The following is a 15,777-nucleotide window of genomic DNA, read 5'->3' on the forward strand; positions in this document are numbered from 1 at the left end:
ACCGGACGGTGGTCTTAGAAATTGCTACGCGCACGGCCGAGACCGTGCGCGAACCCGCGATTATAGCAGGATTTGAAGCGTCTTAGATACGACGACGCTTCGGCGGGCGGCAGCCGTTGTGCGGGACCGGCGTCACGTCCGAGATGGCCGTGATCTTGATACCCAGCGCATTCAGCGCGCGAACTGCGGATTCGCGACCCGGGCCCGGGCCCTTGATGCGAACTTCCAGGTTCTTCACGCCGTATTCCAGTGCCACGCGACCGGCCGACTCAGCAGCAACCTGGGCAGCGAACGGGGTCGATTTACGCGAACCCTTGAAGCCCTGGCCACCCGACGTCGCCCATGCCAGCGCATTGCCCTGACGATCGGTGATCGTGATGATGGTGTTGTTGAACGAAGCGTGGACGTGCACGACGCCTTCTGCAACGCTCTTCTTGACCTTCTTGCGAACGCGCTGCGAAGCGGCGTTGTTCTGTTGCTTAGCCATGAGTTCCTATCCTCTGGTTACTTCTTCAGCGAGACGCCGGCCTTACGCGGGCCCTTACGGGTACGCGCATTGGTACGGGTGCGCTGACCGCGGAGCGGCAAGCCCTTGCGGTGACGCATACCGCGATAGCAGCTCAGATCCATCAGGCGCTTGATGTTCATCGTCACTTCACGGCGCAGGTCACCCTCAACCGTCAATTGACCGACTTGATCACGCAGCTTTTCGAGATCAGCGTCGTCGAGGTCCTTGACCTTCTTCGAGAACGGCACACCGGCGGCTTCGCAAATCTGGCGAGCGCGCGTGCGGCCGACACCGTAAATAGCCGTCAGGCCGATAGCGGTGTGCTGGTGGTTCGGGATGTTAACCCCTGCGATACGAGCCATTCGTAATTCCCCAACTAAATAGCGTTAAAGGCCGATTAGCCCTGACGTTGCTTGTGGCGCGGATCCGAACTGCAGATCACGCGCAGCACGCCTTTGCGCTTCACAAACTTGCAATTGCGGCAGATGCACTTAACAGATGCCAAAACTTTCATGACAATTCCCTCTCTCTAATCACTTCGCCCGGAAGACGATCCGCGCACGCGACAGATCGTAGGGCGTCAACTCTACCGTCACCTTATCTCCGGGAAGGATGCGGATGTAATGCATCCGCATCTTGCCGGAGATATGTCCGAGTACTACATGGCCATTTTCCAGCTTTACCCGGAAGGTGGCATTGGGGAGGTTTTCAAGGACCTCACCCTGCATTTGAATAACGTCGTCTTTCGACATGATCCAGGATCATTAGCGAAGCGTCATGTTATTGCCGCCCTTGAAATTCGCCTTACGGAGCAGCGACTCATATTGTTGCGACATCACATACGACTGCACTTGCGCCATGAAGTCCATCGTCACCACCACGATAATCAGCAGTGAGGTTCCACCGAAGTAGAACGGGACATTCCAACGCAACACCAGAAACTCAGGCAGCAAACACACCAAGGTGACGTAAGCTGCGCCGGCCAGTGTCAGGCGCGTCAGGATCTTGTCGATATATCGCGCAGTCTGGTCGCCGGGACGGATCCCCGGAACAAACGCACCACTCTTCTTCAGGTTCTCGGCGGTCTCCTTGCTGTTAAACACCAATGCGGTGTAGAAGAAGCAGAAGAACACGATCGCCAGTGCGTAGAGCATCACGTAGATCGGCTGACCCGGCGACAACTTCGCCGCAATATCCTTGAGCCAGCGCGCGTTATCACCCGCACCAAACCAATTCGCAATCGTTGCCGGGAACAGGATGATCGACGACGCAAAGATCGGCGGAATCACGCCTGCCATGTTCAGCTTGAGCGGCAGGTGCGAAGCCTGACCGCCGTACACCTTGTTGCCAACCTGACGCTTGGCGTAGTTCACAAGGATCTTGCGCTGACCACGTTCGACGAACACGACGAAGAACGTCACGAGCACCACGAGGACACAGATCACGATGGCCGAGAACGGACCGATCGAACCGGTACCGACAAGCTCGAACAGACCGCCCACAGCATTCGGCAAACCGGCCGCGATACCACCAAAGATGATGATCGAGATACCGTTACCGAGGCCGCGTTCGGTGATCTGCTCACCGAGCCACATCAGGAACATCGTGCCGGTCACGAGCGTGATCACCGTCGTCAGGCGGAACAACATGCCCGGATCGACGACGAGCCCCGGCTCGCTTTCCAACGTCACCGCGATCGCCGCAGCCTGGAAGAGTGCGAGTACTACCGTGAAATACCGGGTGTACTGCGTAATCTTGCGCTGTCCGGCTTGGCCTTCCTTACGCAATGCTTCCAACTGAGGCGAAACCATCGCCAGCAGCTGCATGATGATCGATGCCGAGATATACGGCATGATCCCCAGCGCGAAGATCGTGAAACGCGACAACGCACCGCCCGAGAACATGTTGAACATGCCCAGGATCCCGCCCGACTGGCGCTGGAACAACTGCGCCAGCTGATCGGGGTCGATGCCCGGCACCGGGATATGCGCACCAATACGGTAGACAATCAGCGCCAGCAGCAGGAAAACCAGCCGCCGACGCAGATCCGCATACTTCGGGCCCTGCGTACCAGGCTTAGCGAGATTAGGAGACTTGGCCAATGCTGGCTCCGGGGTGACCTAACTTACTCTGCAACCGAACCGCCAGCCGCTTGAATGGCGGTGAGCGCACCCTTGGTGACGCCCAGACCCTTCACAACGACTTTGCGGGTGATCTCGCCCGAGGCGATGATCTTGGCCGACAGCGACAGCTCGCTCACCAGACCAGCCTGCTTCAGAACCAGCAGATCGATCTCGTCGACCGGCAGGTTGTTCAGGTCAGCCAGGCGAACTTCGCCCACGAAACGACGCGTCAGCGACTTGAAGCCACGCTTCGGCAGACGACGTTGCAGCGGCATTTGACCGCCTTCGAAGCCCACCTTGTGGAAGCCGCCCGAACGCGACTTCTGACCCTTGTGACCACGGCCGGCGGTTTTACCCAGACCCGAACCGATGCCACGGCCAACGCGGCGTTTGGCGTGCTTGGCGCCTTCTGCCGGCTTAATCGAATTCAATTCCATTTTGCCCTCGCTCAGTCGACGATCTTCACAAGGTACGAGACCTTGTTGATCATGCCCCGCACAGCGGGCGTATCCTGCAACTCGCTGACCGAATTGAGGCGACGCAGGCCCAGACCCTTGACGGTCGCGCGGTGTTCTTCACGCGTACCGATCAGGCTCTTGACCAGCTTAACTTTCACAGTTTGCTGCGACATATTGATCACCCTTAGCCGAGGATCTCTTCCACCGACTTGCCACGCTTGGCGGCGATGTCAGCAGGAGTCGATTGTTTCTTCAGGCCGTCGAGCGTGGCGCGGACCAGATTGTACGGGTTCGTCGAGCCAAGGCTCTTCGTCACCACGTTGGTCACGCCCATCACCTCGAACACCGCGCGCATCGGGCCACCGGCGATAACACCGGTACCGTCCTTTGCCGGCGACATCAGGACGCGCGAGGCGCCATGCTGGCCGAGAACGTTGTGTTGCAGGGTGCCGTTCTTCAGGGGCACCTTGAACATATTGCGGCGGGCTTGTTCCATTGCCTTTTGAACGGCAACCGGGACTTCCTTCGCTTTGCCCTTGCCCATGCCGATGCGGCCATCGCCGTCACCAACCACGGTCAACGCGGCAAAACCGAGAATACGGCCACCCTTCACAACTTTCGTGACACGGTTGACCGCGATCATCTTCTCGCGAAGACCGTCGTCGCGTTCGTCAGCCTGAACTTTCGCTTGCATCTTTGCCATGACGGATCCTTACTTAGAACTTGAGGCCGGCTTCACGGGCAGCGTCGGCGAGAGCCTTAACGCGACCGTGATAGCGGAAGCCCGAGCGATCGAAAGCAACGCTTTCGATGCCGGCAGCCTTCGCCTTTTCGGCGATACGACGGCCGATCAGCGCTGCAGCGGCAGCGTTGCCACCCTTGCCTTCCTTGTCGCCCAGTTCCTTGCGCACTTCGGCTTCCAGCGTCGAAGCGCTGGCCAACACTTGCGTGCCGTCTTCCGAGAAAACTTGCGCGTAAATGTGCACGTTGGTGCGATGCACGGAAAGGCGATGCACCTTCTGAGCTGCCAGCTTGATACGAGTCTGGCGAGCGCGGCGCACACGAGATTGTTTCTTGTCCATGTTTCGCACCCTTACTTCTTCTTGGTTTCCTTGAGGATCACCACCTCGTCCGCATAGCGGACGCCCTTACCCTTGTAGGGCTCGGGCGGACGGTAACCGCGAACTTCCGCAGCCACTTGTCCGATGCGTTGCTTATCAACGCCCTTGATGATGATCTCCGTCTGCGTCGGGGTCTCTGCTTTCACGCCTTCCGGCATGGCATGCACAACATCGTGCGAGAAACCCAGCTCGAGCTTCAGGTTGTTACCTTCAGCCTTGGCACGGTAACCCACGCCAACGAGTTGCAGTTTCTTTTCGAAACCCTTGCTCACGCCGGTCACCATATTGTTGACCAGCGCACGTTCCGTACCGTACAGCGCATTCGCTTCGCGGCTTTCATCGGCCGGGGCGAAGGTGACGGTGCCGTCTTCGATCTTGACGATCACAAGGGGATTGATGCCGCGGGTCAGCGAACCCAGGGCGCCCTTGATCGTCAGCACATTGCCAGCCAGCGTTGCTTCAACGCCCTTCGGCAGTGCAATGGGACTCTTACCTACTCGAGACATTTCAACTCTCCTCGGTTAGGCGACGTAGCAGATGACTTCGCCGCCCACGCCGGTGGCGCGTGCTTTGCGATCGGTCATCACGCCCTTCGGGGTCGAGACGATAGCAACGCCGAGGCCATTCATGACCTGCGGGATGTCGTTGCGGCTCTTGTACACACGCAGACCCGGACGCGACACGCGCTCGAGGCGCTCAATCACAGGACGGCCAGCGTAGTACTTCAGTGCAATGTTCAGCACCGGCTTCGTTTCTTCTGCTTCAACCGCGAAGTCTTCGATGTAGCCTTCGTCCTTAAGGACTTTGGCGATCGAGACCTTCAGCTTGGAAGAGGGCATCTTCACCGATGCTTTCTCAACCATCTGAGCGTTGCGGATGCGAGTCAGCATATCGGCGATAGGATCGCTCATGCTCATGGTGCTTCTCCTATTACCAGCTAGCTTTGGTCACGCCCGGGATTTCGCCACGGAAGGCGATTTCACGGATCTTGTTACGGGCCAGGCCGAATTTGCGGAAGGTACCGCGCGGACGGCCAGTCAGGTCGCAACGATTGCGTTGACGCGTCGGATTGGCGTTACGCGGCAGCTGTTGCAGCGCCAGGCGTGCTTCATAACGCTCGTCTTCCGACTTGCTGGTGTCTTCGATGATCGCTTTGAGGGCGTCGCGCTTGGCAGAAAATTTCTGCGCCAGACGGGCGCGTTTCTTTTCGCGTTCGATAAGTGCCAGTTTAGCCACGATTACCTCAGTTACGGAACGGGAATTTGAACGCTGACAGAAGAGCCTTGGCTTCTTCGTCAGTCTTCGCGGTCGTGGTGATACTGATGTTCAGACCACGCAGCGCGTCGATTTTGTCGTACTCGATTTCGGGGAAGATGATCTGTTCCTTCACACCGATGTTGTAGTTGCCACGACCGTCGAACGCACGACCCGAAATACCACGGAAGTCACGCACGCGCGGCAGAGCCACGGTGATGAAACGATCCAGGAATTCGAACATACGTTCACCGCGCAGCGTCACCATCGTACCGATCGGGTAACCTTCGCGGATCTTGAAACCGGCAATAGCCTTGCGAGCCTTCGTCACCACCGGCTTTTGACCGGCAATTTTCGTCAGGTCGCCAACGGCGTGCTCAATGATCTTCTTGTCAGCAACGGCTTGACCAAGGCCCATGTTCAGGGTGATCTTGGTGATGCGCGGCACTTCCATGACAGACTTGTAACCGAACTGCTTAGTCAGCTCGGCGACAACTTTGTCTTTATAGAATTCTTGCAAACGGGCCATTATCTATACTCCCTGCGATTAGGCACCGACGACCGTAGCACCGGTCGTCTTGAGGAAGCGGACCTTCTTGCCGTCTTCGACCTTGATGCCCACACGCGACGGCTTGCCATTGGCATCCACCAGCGCCACGTTCGAAACGTGGATCGGCATCGTCTTGTCGACCACGCCACCTTGCGTGCCCTTCATCGGGTTCGGCTTGACGTGCTTCTTGGCAACGTTCACGCCCTCGACGACCAACTTGTCGCCATCAACGGCCAGGACCGTACCACGCTTGGCCTTGTCCTTACCCGTCAGTACGATGACCTGGTCACCCTTACGAATCTTGTTCATGTGTCGGCTCCTTACAGCACTTCCGGGGCCAGCGACACGATCTTCATGAAGCGTTCGGTACGCAGTTCACGCGTAACCGGCCCGAAGATACGGGTGCCGATCGGCTCGAGCTTGGTGTTAAGCAGCACGGCGGCGTTGCCGTCGAATTTGACCAGCGAGCCGTCCTGGCGACGCACGCCCTTGGCGGTGCGCACGACCACTGCGTTGTAGATTTCGCCCTTCTTGACGCGACCACGCGGGGCAGCGTCTTTCACGCTGACCTTGATGATGTCGCCAATGCCGGCGTAGCGACGCTTGGAGCCGCCCAGCACCTTGATGCACATCACTTCGCGCGCACCGGTGTTGTCGGCTACTTCGAGCCGGGTTTCAGTTTGAATCATGGTGTTATCTTCCCAACTTAATCCGACACATACGCGTCGGTCAGTCTTGGTCCCCGTCAGCACCAAAGGGTGCCGTTTGGGTTGAGTCGTTCAAAAGTGGACAACCTTGCTACCTTCACCTGACTCGTAGAGGATACGAATCGGGTCAGGAAGCCATCCACCCCCTTGCGAAACCAAAGACCGGTTTTAGCGAAAGAAGCGGAAAGTCCGGAATTATACAATGATAATTCCGGACTTGCAAGTCAAGCCTTCGCTTCAGCTCACCTTAGATGATACGGGCGGCTTCCACGAGACGGGAGACCGCCCAGGCCTTGGTCTTCGACAGCGGGCGGGATTCTTGAATCTCGACCGTATCGCCTTCCTTGTACTGGTTGGTCTCATCGTGCGCATGGTACTTCTTCGAACGCACGATGTACTTGCCGTAGAGCGGGTGCTTCATTTGACGCTCGACCAGCACGGTAACCGTCTTGTCCATCTTGTCGCTGACAACCTTACCCACGAGGGTACGCTTCAGCGAGGTCTTAGCGGTATCGTTCATTTCTGGCTCGCCTTCTCAGTCAACACGGTACGCACACGCGCGATGTCCTTGCGCACCTTCTTCAGCTGGCTGGTGTTGCTCAGCTGTTGGGTGCCCGCTTGCATGCGAAGACCGAATTGGGCCTTCAGCAGATCCGACAGTTCCTTGTTCAGGCCGTCGACATCCTTGGCACGAAGTTCGGATGCTTTCATTTCAAATTCTCCCCTCAGGCGCCAAGGCGACGTACGAAGAACGTCGTCTGAATCGGCAGCTTGGCGGCAGCCAGGCGGAACGCCTCGCGCGCCAGCGCTTCATCCACACCGTCCATTTCGTACAGCATCTTGCCCGGTTGAATCTCGGCGACGTAGTACTCCGGGTTACCCTTACCGTTACCCATACGCACTTCTGCCGGCTTTTGCGAGATCGGCTTGTCCGGGAAGATACGGATCCAGATACGACCACCGCGCTTGATGTGGCGAGTCATGGCACGACGCGCGGCTTCGATTTGACGAGCCGTCAGGCGACCACGACCGACCGCCTTCAGGCCGAATTCGCCGAACGACACTTCGTTGCCACGAGTGGCGACGCCAGTGTTACGGCCCTTCTGCTCTTTGCGATACTTTCTGCGTTTCGGTTGCAGCATGATTATTCTCCAGTCTTGGCGTCGCCTTCAGGCTTGCCAGCCGGACGGCGTGCACCACCGCGCTTCGCACCGGCCTTATCGCCAGCGTCGTCACGACGGGGGCGACGGTCGCCCGGACGCGCGTTGCGGCGCGGACGCTTTTCTTCGGCCGGCTCTTCAGCCACCGGAGCGTCGTTGCGGCCCAGCGTGTCACCCTTGTACACCCACACCTTGATACCGATGATGCCGTACGTCGTCTTCGCTTCCGCAGTTGCGTAGTCGATGTCGGCGCGCAGCGTATGCAGAGGCACACGGCCTTCGCGATACCACTCGGTACGGGCGATTTCGATACCGTTCAGACGGCCGGCGCTCATGATCTTGATGCCTTGGGCACCCAGACGCATCGCGTTCTGCATCGCGCGCTTCATTGCGCGACGGAACATGATACGGCGCTCGAGCTGCTGAGCGATCGAATCAGCGATGAGCTGCGCATCGGTTTCCGGCTTGCGGATTTCCTCGATGTTCACGTGCACGGGCACGCCCATGCGCTTTTGCAGCTCGGCCTTGAGGATTTCGATGTCCTCGCCCTTCTTGCCGATCACAACACCCGGACGCGAGCTGAAAATCGTAATGCGAGCGTTACGTGCCGGACGTTCGATGATCACGCGGCCGACCGAAGCGTTCTTCAGCTTCTTCTTCAGATATTCGCGAACGTCGATGTCTTCCTTCAACATCTTTGCGAAATTCTGGTTGTTGGCGTACCAACGCGAAGCCCAGTTACGGCTGACAGCCAGACGGAAGCCAGTCGGATGAATTTTCTGTCCCATCGTGACCCCTTAGTTGCCCAGCGTCACAGTGATGTGACAGGTTTGCTTCTCGATCTTGTTACCACGGCCTTTTGCACGGGCCGTGAAACGCTTGAGCGAGGTGCCCTTGTCGACGTAAATGCCCTTAACGCGCAGTTCGTCGATGTCAGCACCTTCGTTGTGCTCGGCGTTGGCGATAGCCGACTCGAGAACCTTCTTGATAATGTCCGCGGCCTTCTTCGGCGAGAAGGTCAGGACATTCAGTGCACGCTCCAGCGGCAGGCCACGAATCTGGTCAGCGACCAGACGCGTTTTCTGCGCCGAGATACGGGCACCGCGATGAATTGCTTTCACTTCCATGATCGGCCCCTTATTTCTTCGCCTTCTTGTCGGCCGCATGGCCCTTGAAGGTACGAGTGAGCGCGAACTCACCCAGCTTGTGGCCGACCATGTTTTCCGTCACGTACACCGGCACGTGCTGACGGCCGTTATGCACGGCGATCGTCAAGCCGATGAAATCGGGCAGGACGGTCGAACGACGCGACCAGGTCTTGATCGGCTTTTTGTCACGCGATGCAGCTGCCGCTTCCACTTTCTTCAGCAGATGAGCGTCGCAAAACGGACCTTTTTTAACAGAACGAGTCATTTGCTAGCTCCAATTAACGCTTCTTGCGACGCTGAACGATCATGCTGTCGGTGCGCTTGGTCGAGCGGGTACGCTTACCCTTGGTATGCTGACCCCACGGGCTGACCGGATGACGACCAGCAGCCGTACGACCTTCACCACCACCATGCGGGTGATCCACCGGGTTCATCGCCACACCGCGAACGGTCGGGCGAATACCGCGCCAACGCTTTGCACCGGCCTTGCCGAGTTGGCGCAGGCTGTGCTCTTCGTTACCGACTTCACCGATGGTCGCGCGGCACTCGATGTGCACGCGACGAACTTCACCCGAACGCAGACGCACTTGAGCGTACGTGCCTTCGCGAGCCAGCAGCATTGCCGAGGTACCTGCGGCACGAGCGATTTGCGCGCCCTTGCCCGGTTGCAGCTCGATGCCGTGAATCGTCGTACCGACCGGAATGTTGCGGATCGGCAGCGTGTTGCCAGCCTTGATCGGCGCTTCCGAGCCGCTCACCAGTTGCTGACCGACGGTCACGCCCTTCGGTGCAAGGATGTAACGACGCTCGCCATCGGCGTAGCACAGCAGAGCGATGTTCGCGCTGCGGTTCGGATCGTATTCCAGACGCTCGACCTTCGCCGTGATGCCGTCCTTGTTGCGACGGAAATCGACGATACGGTAGTGCTGCTTGTGACCGCCACCCATATGACGGGTGGTGATGTGACCGTTGTTGTTACGGCCAGCGGTCTTGCTCTTGGTATCGAGCAACGGGGCGAACGGCTTGCCCTTATGCAGATCCTTGTTGACAACCTTGACCAGCGCACGGCGGCCCGGCGACGTCGGTTTCGTTTTGACGAGTGCCATGATTACTTGGCCTCCGCTTCAAAATTGATTTCCTGACCCGGCTTCAAGCTCACGTAGGCCTTCTTCTCGTGGTCGCGACGACCCATGAAGCGGCCAAAGCGCTTTTGCTTGCCCTTACGGTTCAGGATCTGCACCGACTCGACTTCCACCTTGAAGAGAAGCTCAACCGCAGCCTTCACTTCTTGCTTGTTCGCGTCGCGTGCAACTTGGAACACCACTTGTTCATTCTTGTCAGCCACCAGCGTCGCCTTTTCGGAGATCACCGGCGCGAGCAGGACCTGGTACAGACGATGGTCGTTTTTACGCACGTCGCTCATGACAGCATCTCCTCAATCTTGGCGATCGCGCCCTTCGTCAGCAGCACCTTCTTGAAGTAGATGAGCGACAGCGGGTCGGCGAAACGCGGCTCGGTGACGGCAACGTGAGCCAGATTGCGCGAGGCCAGGAACAGGTTCTCGTCCACGCTATCCGTGATCAGCAGCACCGACTCAAGGCCCATGGCCTTGATCTTCTCAGCGAGCAGTTTCGTCTTCGGAGCATCCAGCTTGATGTCCTCGACGACCGACAGACGACCTTCGCGGGCGAGCTGCGACAGAATCGAGCACACACCGGCGCGGTACATCTTCTTGTTGACCTTGTGGGTGAAGTTCTCTTCCGGCGAATTCGGGAAGATACGGCCACCGCCGCGCCACAGCGGGCTCGACGACATACCGGCACGAGCGCGGCCCGTACCCTTCTGACGCCACGGCTTCTTGGTCGTGTGCTTGACCTGTTCACGGTCCTTCTGCGCACGATTGCCGCTACGGGCGTTGGCTTGATAAGCCACCACAACCTGATGGATCAGCGCTTCGTTGTAGTCACGGCCGAACACGACGTCCGACGCGTTGACAGCAGCGCCTTCCTGACCTTGCTCATTCAGGAGCTTCAGTTCCATTGTTACGCTCCCTTCGCGAGTTTGGCCTTGACTGCCGAGGTCACGAAAACCTTGCCTTCGTTGGCGCCCGGAACGGCACCCTTCACGAAGATCAGGTTACGCTCAGCGTCAATGCGCGCGATTTCGAGATTCTGCACCGTCGTGGTGACGTCGCCCAGGTGACCCGTCATGCGCTTACCCGGGAACACACGACCCGGATCCTGCGCCATACCGATCGAACCCGGCACGTTGTGCGAACGCGAGTTACCGTGCGAAGCGCGGCCCGAAGCGAAGTTGTAGCGCTTGATGGTACCGGCGTAGCCCTTACCGATCGACACACCTTGCACGTCGACCTTCTGGCCCACTTGGAAGAGATCGACGCCAACCACTGCGCCCGGCTGCAATTCAGCAGCTTTGGCAGCGTCAACGCGGAATTCCTTGAGGATTTCACCGGCTTCGACACCCGCTTTCGCGAAGTGACCGGCGGCGGCCTTAACCACGCGCGTTGCGCGGCGATTGCCGAAAGTGACTTGAACGGCGGTGTAGCCGTCCGTTTCATCCGTCTTGATTTGCGTCACGCGGTTGTTAGACACGTCGAGCACGGTAACGGGAATCGAATCGCCGTCGTCCGTGAAAATACGCGTCATGCCAACCTTGCGACCGACAAGGCCAAGGCTCATGATTTTCTCCATTCCCGACTGCGATTGGCCGGGGCTAAATGACAAAAGGATGGTCCACGGATGTGGGCCATCTTTTCAAAACTACACTTGAGCCCGCCATTATAGACGGACTTTTATCGCTTGACAAGTGTTGCTAAATCGCATAACAAAGCCCCGCCGGTCCAGCATTGGCGGGGCTTTCAAGAGCAAAGTCGCTCGCAAGCCTTACTGCAGCTTGATCTCGACGTCGACGCCAGCCGGCAGGTCCAGCTTCATCAGCGCGTCAACGGTCTTGTCCGTCGGATCGACGATGTCCATCAGGCGCTGGTGCGTGCGGATTTCAAGCTGGTCGCGCGACGTCTTGTTGACGTGCGGCGAACGCAGGATGTCGAAACGCTCGATGCGCGTCGGCAGGGGCACCGGGCCCTTGACGATGGCGCCGGTGCGCTTGGCGGTTTCAACGATTTCGGCGGCCGACTGGTCGATCAGGCGGTAGTCGAAAGCCTTCAGGCGAATGCGGATCTTTTGGTTCTGCATGGAAATTCTCCAAAGAGCGTGGCAGCCCTCGTTCGGGTGCCGGGTAAATCACAAAGAGCAAACAGACTTCGAGAAACAGGTGCCGGCAGCACCGGCACCTGGGTCATCGGATTCGCGATTAGTCTTCAATCTTGGCAACGACGCCGGCGCCGACGGTACGGCCACCTTCGCGAATTGCAAAACGCAGACCTTCTTCCATGGCGATCGGCTGAATCAGTTCAACCTTGATCGACACGTTGTCGCCCGGCATGACCATTTCCTTACCTTCCGGCAGGGCGATCGAACCGGTCACGTCCGTCGTACGGAAGTAGAACTGCGGACGGTAGTTGTTGAAGAACGGAGTGTGACGGCCACCTTCGTCCTTCGACAGAATATAGACCTCGCCCGAGAACTTGCGGTGCGGCTTGATCGTGCCCGGCTTGGCCAGAACCTGACCACGCTGAACTTCTTCACGCTTCGTGCCGCGCAACAGAATACCGACGTTGTCGCCAGCTTGACCTTGGTCGAGCAGCTTACGGAACATTTCGACGCCCGTGCAGGTCGTCTTGTCGATCTTCGGCTTGTCGCCGTCCATGGCGATACCGACGATTTCGATTTCTTCGCCGACCTTGATGATGCCGCGCTCGATACGACCGGTCACCACGGTGCCGCGGCCCGAGATCGAGAACACGTCTTCCACCGGCATCAGGAACGTGCCGTCAACAGCGCGCTCCGGCGTCGGGATGTACGTGTCGAGAGCATCAGCCAGCTTCATGATGGCTTCTTCGCCCAGCGGGCCCTTGTCGCCTTCCAGTGCCAGCTTGGCCGAACCCTGGATGATCGGCAGGTCATCGCCCGGGAACTCGTACTTCGACAGAAGTTCGCGAACTTCCATTTCGACCAGCTCGAGCAGCTCGGCGTCGTCGACCATGTCGCACTTGTTCAGGAACACGATGATGTACGGCACGCCAACCTGACGGGCCAACAGGATGTGCTCACGCGTTTGCGGCATCGGGCCGTCAGCGGCCGAGCAAACCAGGATCGCGCCGTCCATCTGGGCGGCACCGGTAATCATGTTCTTGACGTAGTCGGCGTGGCCCGGGCAGTCAACGTGTGCGTAGTGGCGAGCGGCCGTTTCGTACTCGATGTGCGCGGTATTGATAGTAATGCCGCGTGCCTTTTCTTCCGGTGCTGCGTCGATTTCGTCGTACTTCTTGGCCTGACCGCCGAACTTCGACGACAGAACCGTTGCGATAGCAGCCGTCAGCGTGGTCTTGCCGTGGTCAACGTGACCAATGGTGCCAACGTTCACGTGCGGCTTAGTCCGCTCGAATTTTTCCTTTGCCATTTCCGAATCCTCAGATACTGAATAGACGATTAAACAGTGAGTAGGGTGCCGCATCGCCCGATGCGCTCACCCACCAAATCAATTACTTGTTCTTAGCGCTGATGATGCCTTCGCTCACGTTCTTCGGAGCTTCAGCGTAGTGCTTGAACTCCATCGTGTACGTGGCGCGGCCTTGCGTGGCCGAACGCAGCGATGTCGAGTAGCCGAACATTTCCGACAGCGGAACTTCAGCGCGCACGATCTTGCCGCCGCCGACCATGTCGTCCATGCCCTGGATAATGCCGCGACGGCTCGACAAGTCGCCCATCACGTTACCCATGTAGTCTTCCGGCGTTTCGACTTCCACGGCCATCATCGGCTCGAGAATCACCGGGCTGGCGCGGCGCATGGCTTCCTTGAAAGCCATCGAACCGGCCATACGGAACGCGTTTTCGTTCGAGTCCACATCGTGGTACGAACCGAACGTCAGATGCACCTTGACGTCCACGACCGGGAAGCCAGCCAGAACACCGTTCTTGAGGGTGTCTTGAATCCCCTTGTCGACCGCCGGGATGTATTCGCGAGGAATGACACCGCCCTTGATCTCGTCCAGGAACTCATAGCCCTTGCCTTGCTCGTTCGGCTCCAGCGTGATGACCGCGTGACCGAATTGGCCGCGACCACCCGACTGCTTGACGAACTTGCCTTCGACGTCCGCTGCCGACTTGCGAATGGTTTCGCGGTAAGCAACTTGCGGTGCGCCGATGTTGGCTTCCACGCCGAATTCGCGCTTCATACGGTCGACCAGAATTTCGAGGTGAAGCTCGCCCATCCCCGAAATGATGGTCTGACCCGATTCTTCATCGGTCTGCACGCGGAACGACGGGTCTTCCTGCGCCAGGCGGTTCAGGGCGAGGCCCATCTTTTCCTGGTCGACCTTGGTCTTCGGCTCGACAGCCTGCGAAATCACCGGCTCCGGGAACACCATGCGCTCGAGCACGATCGGGGCGGTCGGGTCGCACAGCGTGTCACCCGTGGTCGCGTCCTTCAAACCGACGGCTGCGGCGATGTCGCCTGCGCGCACTTCGTCGATTTCTTCGCGCTGGTTCGCGTGCATCTGCACGATACGGCCCAGACGTTCCTTCTTGCCCTTGACCGAGTTCAGCAGCGTGTCGCCCTTGTTCACAACGCCCGAGTAGACGCGGAAGAAGATCAACTGGCCAACGAACGGGTCGGTCATGATCTTGAACGCCAGCGACGAGAACTTCTCGTCATCCGACGCACGACGCTCGACCGGCTGTTCCTTGTCGTCCGTGCCCTTGACCGGCGGAATGTCGACCGGCGACGGCAGGAAGTCGATCACGGCGTCCAGCATACGCTGCACACCCTTGTTCTTGAACGCGGTACCGCACAGCATCGGCTGAATTTCGCAAGCGATGGTACGCGTGCGCAGACCGTTGATGATTTCAGCCTCGGAAAGGTCGCCCTCTTCCAGGTACTTGTTCATCAGGTCTTCGCTCGACTCGGCAGCAGCCTCGACCATGCCTTCGCGCCACTTCTGAGCTTCCGCTTGCAACTCGGCCGGAATGTCGACGTAGTCGAACTTCATGCCTTGCGACGCTTCGTCCCAAATGATCGCCTTCATCTTGATCAGGTCGACCACGCCCTTGAAGCTTTCTTCTGCACCGATCGGCACCACCACCGGCACCGGGTTGGCCTTCAGGCGGTTCTTCAGTTGGTCGTAGACCTTGAAGAAGTTCGCGCCGGTACGGTCCATCTTGTTGACGAACGCCAGGCGCGGCACGCCGTACTTGTTGGCCTGACGCCAAACGGTTTCCGACTGGGGCTGCACGCCACCCACGGCGCAATACACCATGCACGCGCCATCGAGAACACGCATCGAGCGCTCGACTTCAATCGTGAAGTCGACGTGTCCCGGCGTGTCGATGATGTTGATACGGTGCTTTTGGTAATTGTTCGCCATGCCGGACCAGAAGCAGGTCGTGGCAGCCGACGTAATCGTAATGCCACGCTCTTGTTCCTGCTCCATCCAGTCCATCGTCGCGGCACCATCGTGCACTTCACCGATTTTGTGGTTCACACCGGTGTAGAACAAAATGCGCTCGGTCGTCGTGGTCTTACCTGCGTCGATGTGAGCGCTGATACCGATGTTGCGGTAGCGCTCGATAGGGGTTGTACGAGCCACTTTAAGCCTCTTTCAATGTAG

Annotated in this window: 28 protein-coding genes; all 28 read right to left on the bottom strand. The window is 58.6% G+C overall.

What is annotated here, in order from left to right:
* Positions 1 to 82: 82 nt before the first annotated feature.
* Complete coding sequence (gene rpsK / locus PHO31112_RS15150; RefSeq protein WP_010804113.1) at positions 83 to 487, bottom strand: 30S ribosomal protein S11; 405 nt, start codon at positions 485 to 487, stop codon at positions 83 to 85.
* A 17-nt stretch (positions 488 to 504) separates the two neighbouring features.
* A complete protein-coding gene (rpsM, locus tag PHO31112_RS15155; protein WP_150621257.1) occupies positions 505 to 870 on the bottom strand; it encodes a 30S ribosomal protein S13 in 366 nt (121 codons plus the stop codon).
* Positions 871 to 905: 35 nt separating this feature from the next.
* Positions 906 to 1,022 (bottom strand): 50S ribosomal protein L36, encoded by a 117-nt coding sequence (rpmJ, locus tag PHO31112_RS15160; RefSeq protein ID WP_010804115.1) that lies wholly within the window; start codon positions 1,020 to 1,022, stop codon positions 906 to 908.
* Positions 1,023 to 1,041: 19 nt separating this feature from the next.
* Positions 1,042 to 1,260 carry a translation initiation factor IF-1 gene (gene infA / locus PHO31112_RS15165; protein WP_010804116.1) on the bottom strand — a complete coding sequence of 73 codons (219 nt, stop codon included), beginning with the start codon at positions 1,258 to 1,260 and terminating at the stop codon, positions 1,042 to 1,044.
* 12 nt (positions 1,261 to 1,272) lie between these two features.
* Positions 1,273 to 2,610 (bottom strand): preprotein translocase subunit SecY, encoded by a 1,338-nt coding sequence (gene secY / locus PHO31112_RS15170; RefSeq protein ID WP_150621258.1) that lies wholly within the window; start codon positions 2,608 to 2,610, stop codon positions 1,273 to 1,275.
* Between the two features lie 23 nt (positions 2,611 to 2,633).
* Complete coding sequence (gene rplO, locus PHO31112_RS15175; protein WP_010804118.1) at positions 2,634 to 3,068, bottom strand: 50S ribosomal protein L15; 435 nt, start codon at positions 3,066 to 3,068, stop codon at positions 2,634 to 2,636.
* A gap of 11 nt (positions 3,069 to 3,079) precedes the next feature.
* The gene (gene rpmD / locus PHO31112_RS15180; RefSeq protein WP_010804119.1) at positions 3,080 to 3,262 is read right to left on the bottom strand and encodes a 50S ribosomal protein L30; all 183 of its coding nucleotides are present in this window, start codon (positions 3,260 to 3,262) and stop codon (positions 3,080 to 3,082) included.
* Between the two features lie 11 nt (positions 3,263 to 3,273).
* Complete coding sequence (gene rpsE / locus PHO31112_RS15185; protein ID WP_010804120.1) at positions 3,274 to 3,792, bottom strand: 30S ribosomal protein S5; 519 nt, start codon at positions 3,790 to 3,792, stop codon at positions 3,274 to 3,276.
* Positions 3,793 to 3,805: 13 nt separating this feature from the next.
* Entirely contained in the window at positions 3,806 to 4,171 is a 366-nt protein-coding gene (gene rplR, locus PHO31112_RS15190) for a 50S ribosomal protein L18 (protein ID WP_010804121.1), read from the bottom strand.
* Between the two features lie 11 nt (positions 4,172 to 4,182).
* On the bottom strand, positions 4,183 to 4,716 hold the full coding sequence (rplF, locus tag PHO31112_RS15195) for a 50S ribosomal protein L6 (RefSeq protein ID WP_010804122.1): 534 nt from the start codon (positions 4,714 to 4,716) through the stop codon (positions 4,183 to 4,185).
* Positions 4,717 to 4,731: 15 nt separating this feature from the next.
* The gene (gene rpsH, locus PHO31112_RS15200) at positions 4,732 to 5,127 is read right to left on the bottom strand and encodes a 30S ribosomal protein S8 (protein WP_010804123.1); all 396 of its coding nucleotides are present in this window, start codon (positions 5,125 to 5,127) and stop codon (positions 4,732 to 4,734) included.
* A 13-nt stretch (positions 5,128 to 5,140) separates the two neighbouring features.
* Positions 5,141 to 5,446, bottom strand: coding sequence for a 30S ribosomal protein S14 (gene rpsN, locus PHO31112_RS15205; protein ID WP_010804124.1), 306 nt, complete (start codon positions 5,444 to 5,446; stop codon positions 5,141 to 5,143).
* A gap of 7 nt (positions 5,447 to 5,453) precedes the next feature.
* Entirely contained in the window at positions 5,454 to 5,993 is a 540-nt protein-coding gene (gene rplE, locus PHO31112_RS15210) for a 50S ribosomal protein L5 (RefSeq protein WP_010804125.1), read from the bottom strand.
* Between the two features lie 18 nt (positions 5,994 to 6,011).
* The gene (gene rplX / locus PHO31112_RS15215) at positions 6,012 to 6,323 is read right to left on the bottom strand and encodes a 50S ribosomal protein L24 (protein WP_010804126.1); all 312 of its coding nucleotides are present in this window, start codon (positions 6,321 to 6,323) and stop codon (positions 6,012 to 6,014) included.
* A gap of 11 nt (positions 6,324 to 6,334) precedes the next feature.
* Complete coding sequence (gene rplN, locus PHO31112_RS15220; RefSeq protein WP_010804127.1) at positions 6,335 to 6,703, bottom strand: 50S ribosomal protein L14; 369 nt, start codon at positions 6,701 to 6,703, stop codon at positions 6,335 to 6,337.
* A 265-nt stretch (positions 6,704 to 6,968) separates the two neighbouring features.
* A complete protein-coding gene (gene rpsQ / locus PHO31112_RS15225; RefSeq protein ID WP_150621259.1) occupies positions 6,969 to 7,241 on the bottom strand; it encodes a 30S ribosomal protein S17 in 273 nt (90 codons plus the stop codon).
* Positions 7,238 to 7,432, bottom strand: a complete 195-nt coding sequence (gene rpmC, locus PHO31112_RS15230; protein WP_010804129.1) for a 50S ribosomal protein L29 — start codon at positions 7,430 to 7,432, stop codon at positions 7,238 to 7,240. Before rpmC ends, rpsQ begins: the two co-directional genes overlap by 4 nt.
* 14 nt (positions 7,433 to 7,446) lie before the next feature.
* Positions 7,447 to 7,863 carry a 50S ribosomal protein L16 gene (rplP, locus tag PHO31112_RS15235; RefSeq protein ID WP_010804130.1) on the bottom strand — a complete coding sequence of 139 codons (417 nt, stop codon included), beginning with the start codon at positions 7,861 to 7,863 and terminating at the stop codon, positions 7,447 to 7,449.
* A 2-nt stretch (positions 7,864 to 7,865) separates the two neighbouring features.
* Complete coding sequence (gene rpsC, locus PHO31112_RS15240) at positions 7,866 to 8,669, bottom strand: 30S ribosomal protein S3 (RefSeq protein ID WP_010804131.1); 804 nt, start codon at positions 8,667 to 8,669, stop codon at positions 7,866 to 7,868.
* Positions 8,670 to 8,678: 9 nt separating this feature from the next.
* On the bottom strand, positions 8,679 to 9,008 hold the full coding sequence (rplV, locus tag PHO31112_RS15245) for a 50S ribosomal protein L22 (RefSeq protein ID WP_010804132.1): 330 nt from the start codon (positions 9,006 to 9,008) through the stop codon (positions 8,679 to 8,681).
* 10 nt (positions 9,009 to 9,018) lie between these two features.
* Positions 9,019 to 9,294 carry a 30S ribosomal protein S19 gene (rpsS, locus tag PHO31112_RS15250; RefSeq protein WP_010804133.1) on the bottom strand — a complete coding sequence of 92 codons (276 nt, stop codon included), beginning with the start codon at positions 9,292 to 9,294 and terminating at the stop codon, positions 9,019 to 9,021.
* Positions 9,295 to 9,307: 13 nt separating this feature from the next.
* Complete coding sequence (rplB, locus tag PHO31112_RS15255) at positions 9,308 to 10,135, bottom strand: 50S ribosomal protein L2 (protein ID WP_010804134.1); 828 nt, start codon at positions 10,133 to 10,135, stop codon at positions 9,308 to 9,310.
* Between the two features lie 2 nt (positions 10,136 to 10,137).
* Positions 10,138 to 10,452 carry a 50S ribosomal protein L23 gene (gene rplW / locus PHO31112_RS15260; protein ID WP_010804135.1) on the bottom strand — a complete coding sequence of 105 codons (315 nt, stop codon included), beginning with the start codon at positions 10,450 to 10,452 and terminating at the stop codon, positions 10,138 to 10,140.
* A complete protein-coding gene (rplD, locus tag PHO31112_RS15265; protein WP_010804136.1) occupies positions 10,449 to 11,069 on the bottom strand; it encodes a 50S ribosomal protein L4 in 621 nt (206 codons plus the stop codon). Before rplD ends, rplW begins: the two co-directional genes overlap by 4 nt.
* Before the next feature lie 2 nt (positions 11,070 to 11,071).
* Entirely contained in the window at positions 11,072 to 11,728 is a 657-nt protein-coding gene (rplC, locus tag PHO31112_RS15270) for a 50S ribosomal protein L3 (RefSeq protein WP_010804137.1), read from the bottom strand.
* Positions 11,729 to 11,932: 204 nt separating this feature from the next.
* Positions 11,933 to 12,244, bottom strand: a complete 312-nt coding sequence (gene rpsJ, locus PHO31112_RS15275; protein WP_010804138.1) for a 30S ribosomal protein S10 — start codon at positions 12,242 to 12,244, stop codon at positions 11,933 to 11,935.
* 118 nt (positions 12,245 to 12,362) lie between these two features.
* Entirely contained in the window at positions 12,363 to 13,571 is a 1,209-nt protein-coding gene (gene tuf / locus PHO31112_RS15280; RefSeq protein WP_150621260.1) for an elongation factor Tu, read from the bottom strand.
* An 82-nt stretch (positions 13,572 to 13,653) separates the two neighbouring features.
* On the bottom strand, positions 13,654 to 15,756 hold the full coding sequence (fusA, locus tag PHO31112_RS15285; protein ID WP_010804140.1) for an elongation factor G: 2,103 nt from the start codon (positions 15,754 to 15,756) through the stop codon (positions 13,654 to 13,656).
* Positions 15,757 to 15,777: the final 21 nt, after the last annotated feature.

Origin of the sequence: Pandoraea horticolens (genome assembly GCF_902459555.1) — a bacterium.
GTDB lineage: Bacteria > Pseudomonadota > Gammaproteobacteria > Burkholderiales > Burkholderiaceae > Pandoraea > Pandoraea horticolens.

What these genes read in the sequence shown, in the direction of transcription:
- rpsK (WP_010804113.1), bottom strand. Translation starts at nt 487, where the DNA reads ATGGCTAAGCAACAGAACAACGCCGCTTCGCAGCGCGTTCGCAAGAAG.
- rpsM (WP_150621257.1), bottom strand. Translation starts at nt 870, where the DNA reads ATGGCTCGTATCGCAGGGGTTAACATCCCGAACCACCAGCACACCGCT.
- rpmJ (WP_010804115.1), bottom strand. Translation starts at nt 1,022, where the DNA reads ATGAAAGTTTTGGCATCTGTTAAGTGCATCTGCCGCAATTGCAAGTTT.
- infA (WP_010804116.1), bottom strand. Translation starts at nt 1,260, where the DNA reads ATGTCGAAAGACGACGTTATTCAAATGCAGGGTGAGGTCCTTGAAAAC.
- rplO (WP_010804118.1), bottom strand. Translation starts at nt 3,068, where the DNA reads ATGGAATTGAATTCGATTAAGCCGGCAGAAGGCGCCAAGCACGCCAAA.
- rpmD (WP_010804119.1), bottom strand. Translation starts at nt 3,262, where the DNA reads ATGTCGCAGCAAACTGTGAAAGTTAAGCTGGTCAAGAGCCTGATCGGT.
- rpsE (WP_010804120.1), bottom strand. Translation starts at nt 3,792, where the DNA reads ATGGCAAAGATGCAAGCGAAAGTTCAGGCTGACGAACGCGACGACGGT.
- rplR (WP_010804121.1), bottom strand. Translation starts at nt 4,171, where the DNA reads ATGGACAAGAAACAATCTCGTGTGCGCCGCGCTCGCCAGACTCGTATC.
- rplF (WP_010804122.1), bottom strand. Translation starts at nt 4,716, where the DNA reads ATGTCTCGAGTAGGTAAGAGTCCCATTGCACTGCCGAAGGGCGTTGAA.
- rpsH (WP_010804123.1), bottom strand. Translation starts at nt 5,127, where the DNA reads ATGAGCATGAGCGATCCTATCGCCGATATGCTGACTCGCATCCGCAAC.
- rplE (WP_010804125.1), bottom strand. Translation starts at nt 5,993, where the DNA reads ATGGCCCGTTTGCAAGAATTCTATAAAGACAAAGTTGTCGCCGAGCTG.
- rplX (WP_010804126.1), bottom strand. Translation starts at nt 6,323, where the DNA reads ATGAACAAGATTCGTAAGGGTGACCAGGTCATCGTACTGACGGGTAAG.
- rplN (WP_010804127.1), bottom strand. Translation starts at nt 6,703, where the DNA reads ATGATTCAAACTGAAACCCGGCTCGAAGTAGCCGACAACACCGGTGCG.
- rpsQ (WP_150621259.1), bottom strand. Translation starts at nt 7,241, where the DNA reads ATGAACGATACCGCTAAGACCTCGCTGAAGCGTACCCTCGTGGGTAAG.
- rpmC (WP_010804129.1), bottom strand. Translation starts at nt 7,432, where the DNA reads ATGAAAGCATCCGAACTTCGTGCCAAGGATGTCGACGGCCTGAACAAG.
- rplP (WP_010804130.1), bottom strand. Translation starts at nt 7,863, where the DNA reads ATGCTGCAACCGAAACGCAGAAAGTATCGCAAAGAGCAGAAGGGCCGT.
- rpsC (WP_010804131.1), bottom strand. Translation starts at nt 8,669, where the DNA reads ATGGGACAGAAAATTCATCCGACTGGCTTCCGTCTGGCTGTCAGCCGT.
- rplV (WP_010804132.1), bottom strand. Translation starts at nt 9,008, where the DNA reads ATGGAAGTGAAAGCAATTCATCGCGGTGCCCGTATCTCGGCGCAGAAA.
- rpsS (WP_010804133.1), bottom strand. Translation starts at nt 9,294, where the DNA reads ATGACTCGTTCTGTTAAAAAAGGTCCGTTTTGCGACGCTCATCTGCTG.
- rplB (WP_010804134.1), bottom strand. Translation starts at nt 10,135, where the DNA reads ATGGCACTCGTCAAAACGAAACCGACGTCGCCGGGCCGCCGTGCGCTG.
- rplW (WP_010804135.1), bottom strand. Translation starts at nt 10,452, where the DNA reads ATGAGCGACGTGCGTAAAAACGACCATCGTCTGTACCAGGTCCTGCTC.
- rplD (WP_010804136.1), bottom strand. Translation starts at nt 11,069, where the DNA reads ATGGAACTGAAGCTCCTGAATGAGCAAGGTCAGGAAGGCGCTGCTGTC.
- rplC (WP_010804137.1), bottom strand. Translation starts at nt 11,728, where the DNA reads ATGAGCCTTGGCCTTGTCGGTCGCAAGGTTGGCATGACGCGTATTTTC.
- rpsJ (WP_010804138.1), bottom strand. Translation starts at nt 12,244, where the DNA reads ATGCAGAACCAAAAGATCCGCATTCGCCTGAAGGCTTTCGACTACCGC.
- tuf (WP_150621260.1), bottom strand. Translation starts at nt 13,571, where the DNA reads ATGGCAAAGGAAAAATTCGAGCGGACTAAGCCGCACGTGAACGTTGGC.